This window comes from Acinetobacter sp. AOR18_HL (assembly GCF_027855145.1).
GTDB lineage: Bacteria > Pseudomonadota > Gammaproteobacteria > Pseudomonadales > Moraxellaceae > Acinetobacter > Acinetobacter pittii.
In genome coordinates this window covers 19,773-32,331 of sequence record NZ_JAKTIG010000022.1, presented here as the reverse complement: position 1 = coordinate 32,331, position 12,559 = coordinate 19,773, and the positions used below count along the sequence as shown (strand labels likewise).

At 42.7% G+C, this 12,559-nt stretch carries 13 protein-coding genes; all 13 read right to left on the bottom strand.

Annotated elements, in window-relative coordinates:
- A partial coding sequence (locus MKL51_RS05100; protein WP_079396101.1) for an IS30-like element ISAba125 family transposase occupies positions 1-938 on the bottom strand: 938 nt, incomplete at its 3' end.
- Positions 939-982: 44 nt separating this feature from the next.
- Positions 983-1,225: a hypothetical protein gene (locus MKL51_RS05095; RefSeq protein ID WP_270904189.1), complete on the bottom strand. Its 243-nt coding sequence runs from the start codon at positions 1,223-1,225 to the stop codon at positions 983-985.
- Complete coding sequence (locus MKL51_RS05090; protein WP_017482067.1) at positions 1,222-2,625, bottom strand: AlbA family DNA-binding domain-containing protein; 1,404 nt, start codon at positions 2,623-2,625, stop codon at positions 1,222-1,224. The genes MKL51_RS05095 and MKL51_RS05090 overlap by 4 nt, the downstream gene beginning before the upstream one ends.
- Positions 2,615-4,345 (bottom strand): class I SAM-dependent DNA methyltransferase, encoded by a 1,731-nt coding sequence (locus MKL51_RS05085; protein ID WP_017482066.1) that lies wholly within the window; start codon positions 4,343-4,345, stop codon positions 2,615-2,617. The genes MKL51_RS05090 and MKL51_RS05085 overlap by 11 nt, the downstream gene beginning before the upstream one ends.
- Before the next feature lie 240 nt (positions 4,346-4,585).
- Positions 4,586-5,482, bottom strand: coding sequence for a recombination directionality factor (locus MKL51_RS05080; RefSeq protein WP_017482065.1), 897 nt, complete (start codon positions 5,480-5,482; stop codon positions 4,586-4,588).
- A 138-nt stretch (positions 5,483-5,620) separates the two neighbouring features.
- Complete coding sequence (locus tag MKL51_RS05075; protein ID WP_017482064.1) at positions 5,621-6,694, bottom strand: YqaJ viral recombinase family nuclease; 1,074 nt, start codon at positions 6,692-6,694, stop codon at positions 5,621-5,623.
- Between the two features lie 85 nt (positions 6,695-6,779).
- The gene (locus MKL51_RS05070) at positions 6,780-7,817 is read right to left on the bottom strand and encodes a DUF932 domain-containing protein (protein ID WP_017482063.1); all 1,038 of its coding nucleotides are present in this window, start codon (positions 7,815-7,817) and stop codon (positions 6,780-6,782) included.
- Between the two features lie 111 nt (positions 7,818-7,928).
- Positions 7,929-8,228: a hypothetical protein gene (locus tag MKL51_RS05065; RefSeq protein WP_002126054.1), complete on the bottom strand. Its 300-nt coding sequence runs from the start codon at positions 8,226-8,228 to the stop codon at positions 7,929-7,931.
- A gap of 111 nt (positions 8,229-8,339) precedes the next feature.
- Complete coding sequence (locus tag MKL51_RS05060; RefSeq protein ID WP_017482062.1) at positions 8,340-8,720, bottom strand: hypothetical protein; 381 nt, start codon at positions 8,718-8,720, stop codon at positions 8,340-8,342.
- 11 nt (positions 8,721-8,731) lie between these two features.
- The gene (locus MKL51_RS05055; protein WP_017482061.1) at positions 8,732-9,313 is read right to left on the bottom strand and encodes a hypothetical protein; all 582 of its coding nucleotides are present in this window, start codon (positions 9,311-9,313) and stop codon (positions 8,732-8,734) included.
- Positions 9,314-9,330: 17 nt separating this feature from the next.
- Complete coding sequence (locus MKL51_RS05050; RefSeq protein ID WP_002126044.1) at positions 9,331-9,591, bottom strand: hypothetical protein; 261 nt, start codon at positions 9,589-9,591, stop codon at positions 9,331-9,333.
- 613 nt (positions 9,592-10,204) lie between these two features.
- Entirely contained in the window at positions 10,205-11,164 is a 960-nt protein-coding gene (locus tag MKL51_RS05045) for a hypothetical protein (RefSeq protein ID WP_017482059.1), read from the bottom strand.
- Between the two features lie 42 nt (positions 11,165-11,206).
- Entirely contained in the window at positions 11,207-12,208 is a 1,002-nt protein-coding gene (locus MKL51_RS05040; RefSeq protein ID WP_017482058.1) for an inovirus-type Gp2 protein, read from the bottom strand.
- Between the last annotated feature and the right edge of the window lie 351 nt (positions 12,209-12,559).

Sequence of the window (12,559 nt, the reverse complement as noted above, 5' to 3'; positions counted from 1 at the left end):
TTTCTAGGACGAGTATTCAGTGACATGGCAACTTGATTTAAATAATGCTGATCTGCCTGATTTAAATCAATCCCTTTAGGTAAATATTGCCTAATTAAACCATTCATATTTTCGCATGTGCCTTTTTGCCAAGGTGAATGTGGGTCACAGAAATATACATCTATGCCTAAATCTTCTTCGAGTATTTTATGTTCTGACATCTCGCGTCCACGGTCATAGGTCAACGTTTTACGCAGTTCTGCAGGTAAATATTTCAGAGCTTCAGTTAAAGCCTTGCGCACTGATTCTGCCTTTGCATCAGGTAATGTTGCCAAGATACAGAGCCGTGTATTTCGTTCAATAAGTGTTGCTATCGAACTTTTATTGTCTTTACCTTTAATTAAATCAGCTTCCCAATGACCCGGTATTTTTCTTTCTTGAACTTCGGCTGGGCGCTCATGAATAGTTTTAATATCCTGTAATATAGAATCTTTTTTAGGTTCACCGTTAGCTTTTCGCTTTTTATTTTCATGACGCAGACAGGATAATAAGTCTTTTTTCAACTCACCCTTGGGTAATGCTCGTATCGTTGAATAAATCGTTGTATGGCTTACATTCATTGTTTGATCCAAATCAGGAAATGTCTTTAAACGCTTTGCTATTTGCTGAGGAGACCATAAACAACGGATCGCTTCAACAATAAATTTCCAGAGGATTGAATCGATTTTGAGTTTTCTGTGACCACGTCTACGTCTAGCGAAGGTGTTATCAGAAGCATATCGAGCTTGATAAACGTCATTGATGCTATTTCTTTTAAGCTCACGATAGATCGTACTAGGATGTCTTTTAATGAGTTCAGCAAATTTTCTGGCTGAAAAGCCTTCTTTTCTTGACTCAAGCATTAATGCAGTACGATCTTCAAAGTTAAGATGATGGTATGACAATTTTATATACTCCATAAACCCTTTAAATTAATTAGGTGGTTTATGTCGCACTTCAAGTTTTACTCTGCCTCTTCATCAACTTTGTTACTGATACAAAATGAAGGACGTGATGCAATTGCTCCACTTTTAACATCAGAAACTTTAATTAAGGGAACACCACCATCTGAATCAGATCCTGGATACATCACACCAACTGATATAGCCTTCGGATGCTCTAATAACTCATCTATTGTTTTAAATTCCCAATGCTCAGGCACATTACCGCCCGCAGCTTCCCAAAACAAACGTAGAGTAGAACTCACATCCCACCTCCAAACTCTTTCTTAATCACCCAATAGCCACGTGTTCCACCCACACGCTCAAGCCAGCCTGCATCTTTTAAGTTATTCAAATGCTTTTTCACTGCTGACTCATTAATAGCAAGTTGCTCTGCCATAGCACGATAGGAAACTTTTGGATTTTGTTGAATCAAAACTAAAATCTCTTTTTGACGATCTGTCAGCATAGTTTCTTGGATTGAGCCACCTATTGAGCCACCTATTGAGCCACCTAATTTCTCAATCGAAGGACGGTAAAACTCCCAATCGACAAAATCACCTTGCGCCTTCAATTGAGGTTCGGCATTACCTGCTTGTAAACAAAGATCTTTAATACGGGCAATCCCACTGCCCCACTGCTCGATATAACCCAGCTCTTTAAACACACGCGCCAAAACACGGTTACGGATCTCGGAACGACCTTGCGCCAAATCCTCTTCAGTCAGACCATTGGGCAAGCCACCCGGGGATACAATATTCAGGATGTCATCATAAATGCCAACCTTAATATCACGCCCTGCATTGCTATAATCACGGTGCAGCACTGCATTCACCAAGGCTTCACGAATCGCAGGAATTGGAATTTCAAAACTTTCCGTACGCTGTAACCCTAAAATCTCCGCCCGTAGATGCAGATGGTTTTTAATGAATTGCTCTGTTTGCTTCAACTGACTAAATAAGTCTCCACGGTATTCTTTTTTATCCAAAAACACTGTCATGGTCGTGCCTTTAAAGCGGCTGCATTTGATTTCAACCTGCTCATAAAGCCCCAACAAAATGAGTAACCCATGACTTGGGTAATCCTGTCCATTCTGCTGAATGATCAATTTGAGATTCCGCATCTTTTGCAAAGACAGCTCTTTACCCACCTCAGTAAAGGCTTGCTGTAAAGACTTTAAATCGATGTTATCTAAACTGTATTGCGGATTCGGCTGCTCATCAAAGGTCTGGTTCAGACGTTGCAATTCAAGTTGCTGGATATACTCAGGCGATGCCACACGATTACTCGCACCTAAACGGATATACGTCCCCTGTGCCTTGCCTTGCGGCTTGAGATAATAAGGCAATAATGAACCACGGCTGACTTCAATCACCAGCAACTCTCTGCCTTGGATATTCTCGATATAGATATACGGCAGAATGTTTGGCATACACAGTTCATTGATCATCGAAGTGATCTGATCTTGCAACTCAAAAATATCTCCTTGAATACCTACGAGTTGGCGATCATCACTTACACCCACCACCAATTTACCACCACTGATATTGGCAAAAGCAATCAGGGTCTTTGCGACCTGTTGCCCTTTCGGTAACTGCTCTTTAAATTCAAGGGTTTGACTTTCACCCTTCTGAATTTCTTGTAATAAAGGATGATCAGAACTCATAACCCAAGCCCTTTAGATTCTTTTTAATCTCACTTTCCAAGACAGCACTTTCAGCAAATTGTTCTTTGAGCTGAGCAGTCAAACGCAGCATTTTCTCAGCGAATGGCTCGCCATCATCTTCCTGCTCGACTGCACCCACATAACGTCCTGGAGTCAATACATAGTCGTGCTTTTGTATATCTTTTAACTCAGCAGAGAAGCAGAAACCTTTCTCATCTTGATACGCTTCGCCTTCAAAATTTTCGCCTTGTTGCCAAGCATGTAAAGCATTGGTGATTTTGGCAATATCAGCATCGGTAAAGTCACGCAGTACGCGATCTTTCATATAGCCCAAATTACGAGCATCGATGAACAGCGTCTTGCCTTCACGGTTGGCTTTCTTTTTATCCAAGGATAAGCCGTTCTTTTTATCTTTGGTCAAGAACCAAATACAAGCTGGAATTTGCGTGTTGGTAAACAGTTGTCCCGGTAACGCGACAATACATTCCACCAGATCGGCTTCGATCAAGTTTTTACGAATCTCGCCTTCATTGTTGGTATTGGAACTCATCGAACCATTGGCAAGTAAAAGTGCCATGCTGCCTGTTGGTGACAGATGGTGCAGCATGTGCTGCATCCAGGCAAAGTTAGCATTACCTTGTGGCGGTGTACCGTATTTCCAGCGCACATCACTTTCTAGAGAAGCATGCCACCAATCCTTGATGTTAAAAGGCGGATTGGCCATCACAAAGTCAGCACGTAAGTCTGGATGCTGATCCTCTAAAAATGTATCCGCGTTCTTTTTACCAAAATTAAAATCAATCCCACGAATCGCCATGTTCATAGCAGCCAATTTCCATGTGGTCGGATTGCTTTCTTGACCATAAATAGAAATATGCTTTTTCTGTTCGGAGGCTTTGTAATGCTTTTCCTGAGCATGCTGTTCAATAAATTTTTCACTGGATACAAAGAATCCGCCTGAACCCATCGCTGGGTCATACACACGACCTTTATAAGGCTGCAACATTTCAACAATTAAGGTGACGATACTTTTAGGCGTGTAGTACTGCCCACCTTGCTTCCCTTCAGCCAAGGCAAACTGTCCCAAAAAGTATTCGTAGACATGCCCGAGGATATCTTTACTGTGCAGACTGAGTTGCTCACCGTTATATTCTGGATTAGTAAAACTGGTGTCAGAAAAAGTATTGATCAGATCAAGTAACTTGTCATTGTCCAGCTGGTACTGTCCAATACGATTCAGAATGCCCTTAAGCTTTGGATTGGCTTTTTCAATTTCATCAAAGGCATTGTCAATCAGCCAGGATACAGAGCGTAGTTTGACATCTTGCCCTTGTTCATCCTGCCAAATGATAGAGCCAATCGCTTGTGCTGCTCCATTACGGATACTTAACCAACGGGCTGCTTTTGGCACCCAAAATACGTTTTTTTCTTGGTAGTAATCCAGTATTTCTAGTTCATCAGCAATAGCCTGTTGGTATTCTTCTTCGCTGTCGTACTGATCACGCGGCATGTAATAGATGTTGTGGTCGTCTTTTTGTGCAAACAATTCTTTGAGTTCAGATTGCCGTTCATCAAAAGCATCTGATACGTACTTTAAGAAAATCAGTCCTAAAACAATATGCTTATAGTTGGCTGCATCTAGACTGCTGCGTAATTTATCGGCGGCTTTCCAAAGCTTGTCATCTAAGTCATTTAGAAATTTTTGTTCCAATGAATGCATTTTATTTCCTCAATCCAAGATCAACCGCTTTGGTTTTATACTTAATGTTAAACAATGTTGCTAAGTTAGCATATCTGCGACCTATTAAAAGTCATGCACTTAACAAAAAAAATAGAGATTAATTAAGTCTTGTTATTTTAACGGGATAGCTATAGCTAAAATAGTACTTTGACAACTCCCACGACTAATACTGTCGTAAAAAAGAGCAACCTAGAAAGCTGCTCTTTTCCAACCAATCGATTAGGTGACTGGTCTGACTGATCGCTGCAATCCCTGCTGAATATCCTGCACATAGCTCAATTGCGCTGAATGCTCCGTATCTACAGCACTGTCACTGTGTAGGTAAAACTCCTCTAGCAATTCCATCCCCTCCTCTGCATGCACCTCAAATTTGGCATTGGCAAAACCCTGCCGTGCAATCTGATCTAATGCCACCTGATCAAACCCTGCCTGTTTCCCCTGTTGGTCAATCTCCTTGGCTGTCTGTATCGCGGTTTTCAAATCCACTCCTTCCCGTAACGTTAAATCCACGTAATACACGGGCTGACGATAGCTTTGGGTGGTACTTTTCCCACGCAAGGTGAGCTGCAATGGTAAACACGACAACAATCCACCTGAAGCTGCATGGTAGTAATTCAAACGTGCAGCCAAAGTGCGAATACTGTTAAAGCCTGTGGTTCTAAAGATAAAGGTGCCAAATTCATCCGATTCATCTAAGTTCACATACAGGCGTGCATAAGGCTTGCAATGTCCACCTTGTCCAAGTGGGCATAAGTCGGGTGATGGACAAGGATGTTGCTCTACACCTTGTGATGTCATACGCTGACACGTCTGACCATTCCCCACACAAATCGGGCGACCTGTCTGTCGGTCAAACAAGCTGTACTCGGCACGTAAGTTCAATTCAGGGTCATTGAAGATCATACGTACAGGGATGCTACGTAACTTTTGATTCGGTGCTTGATTACGCAATTGCTCATCCAAGGGGTGTTTAATCCAACCGTCCTTACCCTGTATTTGACTGGTAATGGTGAACTGATCGTCTTTCTCTGGCAGACGCTTGCCATTTTTTTCTATTACACGGCCAATACTGATCCGTCCCAAGATGGGTGGTGTAATGGCTAAACCTTTAATCATGTTGAAATTCCTCTGTCGTTGAGATGTTTAGATGTGTTGCCCTGTGTGCTTAAAATAAAATCGGCATAAAAAAATCCCATGCAGGGCTGCACGGGATTTCAGATACTTCTTGCTGAGTGATTAACTCTAAGTTTTGAGCTAATCGTGATAAATGTTGAAACGACGACTGCCTGCTTTCTGCAGTGGGTACTGTTGAATGAGTTCAGGTTGGTGCTGAAGTAAGGATTTGATGTCCAGGCTAATACTATCCTTGCTCTTCTTCCATGTCACTGAACCTTGCTGAAATACGGCACGTTCATGTTCCTGCATCAGTGCCTGAACTCGGTGTTTGAGTAGGTCAAACTGGCTTTGGTGTTGTTCAATCTGTTGTTTCTCCTGTATCAGCTGATCAAACAGTTCATTGGCAAGTTCGACCTCCGTTAGATCAACACAACTGAGCGGGGTATGTTCAGGATAGAGCTGCTGTAAAGCTTTGGCTGCCGATTCACTGGCATCCACTGCTGGTGGAACGTCATTTTCAACACATTCCCAAAATAATCGTTCTGCCTGAATGATCTGTTCAATCAAAGCTTCATTACGACTGACTTTGTAGATTTTGGTTTCCTGTCCACACAGCAACACACAAATATGTGCCGCTTGCTTGCCTGTCACCGCCAGTTGATGTTGTACCTGACATAACACGTATAACGGCACACCATCTCGCCACAGTTTAGCGCCATATTCTCCTGCGGTTTTGCATTCTAGGATTTGCACGTCTTCATTGCCCACCACGGCATAATCCAAGTTTGCCAACATAAAGGCTTTGTCAGGATCAGGGTGCTGCAGCACCGCATTGACCCGACGAACTTTGTTGTTGGTATGCAGACTGTAGTATTCAGCCACTAGCGGTTCTAACTGCTTGCCCCAATATAAAGGTGCATGTCCTGAGCTTTCATCATCAATATTCTGCTGTACCCGTCCTGTTTTGATCATCCACAGCTCCAGCATCGACATATAAGGATTCAAGCCACAGGCGGCTGCGGCATCACTGCTGCCTATTCCCTGCTTACGCACTTCCAGCCATGCCTGATAGTCCAGTTGTTTGGTGTTGATCAGACGTTTGGCATTTAAACTACGTTTTGAACCTGATTGACTTTGTTTAAGCTTGTCATTGGCTACAGTTGGTAAATACTGAGATTGAGACGTTACTGTTGGGTTTATAATCTGATTCATGGGTTTATCCTTCTATCATTGATTTTAAAACGGCATAAAAAAAACCACATCCGAAGATGTGGCAAAGAGGGATACGAGATAAAATTTAGGCTGCAAGATATAAAGCTTGCTCCAATCCACGTTGTTTCAATGCTGCCCCTGCACCAAACCATGCCGAATCGAGGCGGTGATCAGTACTCATCGCACGACGTTCATGGTCGACAAACTCGGTGATCGCACAAAGTAGTCCATAGGCGGTGTCTTTGGCTGAAGATAAGTCTGCTCCACGTCCCTGCCCATTAAACATATTCATGACTTTGGTCATGGCACGTCCATTCGGTTCAGTTTTATTGGGTTGTGGATTGGCTTGAGACGCAACATTACGGTAGTACTGAATAATGTTATCCTCCTGTTCCATCGCACTTAGGCTATTGTTGTTAAATACCGCATCAAAATAAGCCGCTGCTTCTTTCTGGGTGACTTTACGTTGGGTGAGTTGTTTCATTTCATACATGTGGTTGTACCATGTTTTCACTGAAATACCGAGTTGATCTTTGACTTTGTCGGCATCGAATTTGGTACTGTGCGGTACCTTGACTACACCTGCACTGGAACTCTGTCCACGTAAGGCAATCGCTAAAGTGTTGTTGCACACCACACGGATATTGGTGAATTGTGCTGTGGTCGCCAACGTACCGTCACATGCGGTTGCTAGCAGAATATAGCCATTGCTGACATCTCCACCTTTCAATTCTGCAGTTTGTCCTGTACGTGCCAAAGCCCAGAACTTTTTCCCACCTTTTAGGACACCTGCGGTTTCCAGTTCAAAGCCTGATTGCTCAGTCAGATCACGGTAGAACTCCAGAATTTCCATCGGTTGGACTTCTTGATAACGCTGACTCACCACCGATAAAGGAGCATGGGTATCTGAACGGTACAGTACCCGTTGTTCTTCATACGGCATGATGATGCTTTGTCCACGTGAGTTTTGAGCCATGTAGCTGACATTGGATGATTCAATGCGCCAATCCATGCCCGCTTGCTTGGCCCAGACTTCAATCGGTTGGTTTTGGCTAAGTTGATTGCCCAGACCATGCCACGGGGTTTGTCCGACATACGCCATTTGTTCAAGTTGATGTGCCATTTTGATTATTCCTTAAATAAAAGTGAAAGATGTAAAGATGCAGAAATGTGCTGTAAGGGTTTAAACAATCCATCTATTCAAAGATGTAACCGTGTAAAGTTAGAGATGCGATTACGGCACCCATGCAAACGCTTGTTGGCAATCCAGACAGAGATACTGCTCGGCATTGCTGTAGTATTTTTCAAAGGCATACTGACTCACCACCACCAGTACGCCACCCACCACTACCCCAACAGCTGCACCGAAGAGCGGTGAAAAGCCTGACTTGCGAGCGACCTGCATGCCAAACATCGCCATCTGTGTTGGTGAGATACAACGTTGTAGTTGCTCAAAATAATTGGCATGCGCATTGCCTGAATCGGTTTGTCTGACCTGGGTAGACTGACAGTAGGGACATCGAATAAAAGACATGGGTATTCCTTGCGAAATGAATTCAGTGCGAAGAGCGAATTGAGGACATAAAAAAACCGTGCCCATTGAGGACACGGTTTGATTTAAATTTTGCTTTGTCGAGGAGAGTCGCTATTGAAAGCTATAGCTTGCAGTGCCTTTATCTGTTTCGACATCAACCTGCACCACATTGCTGTAGCTACAGTCTGTTAATTTCAGTCTTAAACGTTGCCCCATCTTAAAGTGCTGCGGATATTCCAACGATCGACGATAGCCTTCATAACGACATTGTCCATGATTGACAGAAACATGGCTGACATCGATAGGCTCTGCAATATTGGAACGGATGGTCAATACCGTAGCGGATTGATTTTGGGCATACCAGTTACTGGTATCAATTACATCGAGTTCGACCGTAAATGTATTTGGATCAAGGCCAGAACTGCATCCACTCAACAACATTCCTGCCGTTACAGTCACTGCGAGTAGGATCGGTTTAAAAAATCGCTTCATACATTTCATCCTTAGCAGTAGTTATAGCTCACGCCATAATCGCCCGTATTTAAGTCAATACTGACCAGATGGATTTCACAGTCTGTGCCGTTATCAAATTTATAGACGTAGTAGCGATTACCCGCTTGCTCCGACTCCAGTGCGCCATGTTCTTGCAAGCTAAAGTCTTGCACTGATTTGCCTGTATCTTTTGCGGCTTTGGCAAAGATATAGCGCTGATACTTGTCTATATTTTCCTGCTCAAATTCAGGCAGTTCATCATAAGGCAGCATCGACAGTAAGGTATCCACCGCCTTAAGGTTTTGATCAAACTCAAAACTCAGCAATTCAGGTTCATGATCTGATGGACTCAGACGCTTGCTTCCCGTGGTCAATTCTTTGACATCGATGCCATCCACTTCTGCCGCTGCAATCACAGTGGATACTGCTTCTGAACTGGCGGATTCTAAAGGTTGTGCAGAGCTGACCTCAGAAGTACTGGCTGGAACCGTTTTTTCAGTTGTGTGTTTAGGGCTAAAGAAGTAGAAGCCTGCGATGCTGATCAAGGTCAGGGCTAAGATTGCCGCCAAGCCCAATATGGTTTTTTGAGTCATTTGAATGTTCCCCTCATTTAGTTGGGCACAGTGACTTGACCATTCTGCGCATTAAAGTGAACAAAGCGTGGACAACCACCTTGAAAGTTCACCGTGAAATTACGCCAACCACGGTTGCCAGGATTGGTTTTATAAAGACATTGATAAACCCCACCGCCTGTATGACGTGCTTGAACAAGGTAGGATTCACTGGCTTGTGCAAACCAGCCTGCCTGCGCCAATGATGCGCCTGCAAGTAGTGATGAAATAAGGGCAGTTTTTAGGAAGGTTTTAAACATCATCATTTTCTCTTTTTTTTAGGCATCACTGGTCTTGGTCTTAATCAAACACAGTGTTCCCCATGTCATAAATGTTGGAATGAATATCTATGTTTTTTTGAAGTGTTATAGACGATAAAGCACACAAATCTATGCCCCTCAAAAACAGCATGAGAGATTCATCTTCATATCGGTAATATGTACTTGAAAAAGTTTTATTCTTAGAAAGTGATCGACACAGCAATGCATGAAATACACAGCATCAGGTCACATTACCCCTGTGGTGTAGATCGGGCACACATAAAAAAGAGAAATGTAAAAGACGGTATTGATGTAAGCGCATGGCGTACTCCTTTGTTTTAAAAGAATCCTGCCAAATCACTGTCAATTGAAGGTGGCAGAACGAAAGAGGGTTGACAGACTGGTAACAAAGAAACCAGCACGCGCAAGCGCGTCCCCCCTCCGCCCTACCGCAAAGAAGGGGGACGAACGAGTTAGCCACCAAAAAATTACTTTTTTGATGTGCTTGTGTGTAAACGGTCTGTCAAAACCGACTGACGATGTAGGTCAGCAGACTAAGGATAATCTGCGCAATGTAGAGCGTCAAGCAAGTGCAGGACACTGATATAAATTTTCAGCGCCGTATAGGTGCTCCATCAAACCATTTAAATCCTTTAGGGTAAATGCAGATTCTATTCGGAAGCCCAAACTGCCCCGTTTGATTCTCCGGCATGCTATTTAATGCACCCAAAGGACAGCCCGCTTCTTCTTGCATGATCCAGTCAATCCGCAACGCTTTTTGTGCATCAGCATCGGAAAGCTGATGATGCATTTCTGGATAAACGCATGTGCCCAGATATCCAGTCGTTCTCATCCAGTGCTCTCTGATCTCATTGCAATATCCCAAAGGATCAGAATAGAGTGATCGGTTAAAGCTCAGATAAAAGTGAATCACATAGCGCTGCTGAACATCATCCCGTACAATCTGATAAAAGCGGTAAACGACTTGTGTTCTATACCAATACTCAGCCGCTAGACTTTTTTGAAAATTTAATAAATACCGCTCTAGCTGCCGTATGCCGATCATTTCATTTCCTGCCTCATTTAAGCTCAGTTCTAGTTTCAAATCCGCAGCATCTGGATAGATTTGACTGGTATTGCAATAAGATTCTCTCAGCTTTTCAATTTGCTTTTCATAACGCTCATTCTGCTTGTGCATTTCTTCAGTTAAGCTGGTGCTTTCAAACAGCACTCTCAGCCGCTTTACGATCTTATCGATATAAAAACCAGCGCTTCTTTGCGCCGTGACCTCAAAGAACCGAATCTGCTCTTCCTGTAATACACTGCAGTAAGCCTGAAAGAACTTGTCTGCCCAAAAGGAAAAAGATAAATGCTCATGAATGCCAACGGCCATCATTCTGCGCCATGCTGAAAAATAACCAGACAATTTACGCTTAAACTCATCATCAATATTTTTTTGATGATCTTTGTAATCAGTACCTTCTGGAATCGGGGCAAAGCGAATCGTTTGGTAATGCTCTAAAACGTCTTGTTCTAAACGTACTGCTGCAGACTCTAACTCTGAATGGCTCATGTGTTGTCCTATGAATGAATTGATTTCATAGAACTGGCATGTTCATATTTTTTTAAACCAAATCTCCTCTTCCAGCTTTGCTAAAGCAGTCTGCGCATTCCACTCTTTGATTCTTCTATTTTCTTCTGTGTCAGGTATTGGGCGACTATGATGCTGATAATCCCCCTTATAAAACGTTTTACGCCCTCGTGGTTTAACCAATAACGTCTGCTCGTATTTATCTGGGTCACTGAGATACGCAACTGCACCCAAAGCATTATTGCCTTGTTCGGGTATTGTTCGACGAATATCTCCAATGCCTAAACGACCTTGTTTCTCGTAGTTTTCTTTATTTTCTGTCGTGTTGATGTTCCATCCCGTCCCTTTGCCTAAAGTAATCTCATTCCACTTCTCAATTACCCCTTCAGCAATCTTATAATCGCTCTGGTGCTCAGACCGATTAATCACCAATGCTAAGTGAGCATGAAAGCCTTTGGTTATACCCTGCTCCAGTGCGATCGCATAGGTCAAAAGTGCATCAAAATATCCATTCTTATCAGTGATCAAATCACGTAGTTTTCCGATATGCTGATAGAAGTCATTTACTGTAATTTCACTCATGCTGTCCTTGCTATAGCTCAAATCCACTCTGATCACTAGAACCGAATAATACCCCTTAATTGCGCCTTCGAACTCCTCAAGTAATGCCACTCGATTGAATTCTTTCCGTCTCGCAAAGCTTTTGATCTCATCACGTATCAGCCCTCGATGCGCATGCAGGATTCGTCTTAATGCCTTAATTTCCCCTATTGAAAGCCCTGTCAGATATTCAGCAAAGCTAAGCATGCCACGTTGGCTATTGACGTATTCAGTAACTGCAATAAACGCCCTAAGCGATGCTGCATACTCAAGCCCTTCTTGTTTAAACGCTTCAAATGCGCAATACAAGCGTTCTAGGTTGAAAATGAATGCTTCGTCTGAAATATCAAAATTAAGACATACATCCACAAAGGTATGAATGGTACACATCACCCCTGCCTGATCATCTAAATCCAATGGGAACACGTTGAACTTCCTTAACTATGATTCACGTCATAGTTAAGCAATCGACTTATTTTTTTAAATAGTGTTCTTATCTAGAGTAAGAACAAGTCATCCACTATCCGCATATATCGAATAGTGCTCTCATCCTACATGGACTATTGGTCCCTATCATCATCCATATTGGGTATATATTCAGATCTGAATGACATGTCTAACTGTTCTTGTTATCTGTATGAGTAACAGTGATTGTATTGATATATCTAGTATTTATAGTTCTATACGCTATAGTCATTAATCTATTATTAGTATTAATCTCTATATTAATAGTATATAAAACCGTCTTAGCGTAAAAGCAATAACCATAGCCCAGCC

What these genes read in the sequence shown, in the direction of transcription:
- MKL51_RS05090 (WP_017482067.1), bottom strand. Translation starts at nt 2,625, where the DNA reads ATGAGTTCTGATCATCCTTTATTACAAGAAATTCAGAAGGGTGAAAGT.
- MKL51_RS05085 (WP_017482066.1), bottom strand. Translation starts at nt 4,345, where the DNA reads ATGCATTCATTGGAACAAAAATTTCTAAATGACTTAGATGACAAGCTT.
- MKL51_RS05080 (WP_017482065.1), bottom strand. Translation starts at nt 5,482, where the DNA reads ATGATTAAAGGTTTAGCCATTACACCACCCATCTTGGGACGGATCAGT.
- MKL51_RS05075 (WP_017482064.1), bottom strand. Translation starts at nt 6,694, where the DNA reads ATGAATCAGATTATAAACCCAACAGTAACGTCTCAATCTCAGTATTTA.
- MKL51_RS05070 (WP_017482063.1), bottom strand. Translation starts at nt 7,817, where the DNA reads ATGGCACATCAACTTGAACAAATGGCGTATGTCGGACAAACCCCGTGG.
- MKL51_RS05065 (WP_002126054.1), bottom strand. Translation starts at nt 8,228, where the DNA reads ATGTCTTTTATTCGATGTCCCTACTGTCAGTCTACCCAGGTCAGACAA.
- MKL51_RS05060 (WP_017482062.1), bottom strand. Translation starts at nt 8,720, where the DNA reads ATGAAGCGATTTTTTAAACCGATCCTACTCGCAGTGACTGTAACGGCA.
- MKL51_RS05055 (WP_017482061.1), bottom strand. Translation starts at nt 9,313, where the DNA reads ATGACTCAAAAAACCATATTGGGCTTGGCGGCAATCTTAGCCCTGACC.
- MKL51_RS05050 (WP_002126044.1), bottom strand. Translation starts at nt 9,591, where the DNA reads ATGTTTAAAACCTTCCTAAAAACTGCCCTTATTTCATCACTACTTGCA.
- MKL51_RS05045 (WP_017482059.1), bottom strand. Translation starts at nt 11,164, where the DNA reads ATGAGCCATTCAGAGTTAGAGTCTGCAGCAGTACGTTTAGAACAAGAC.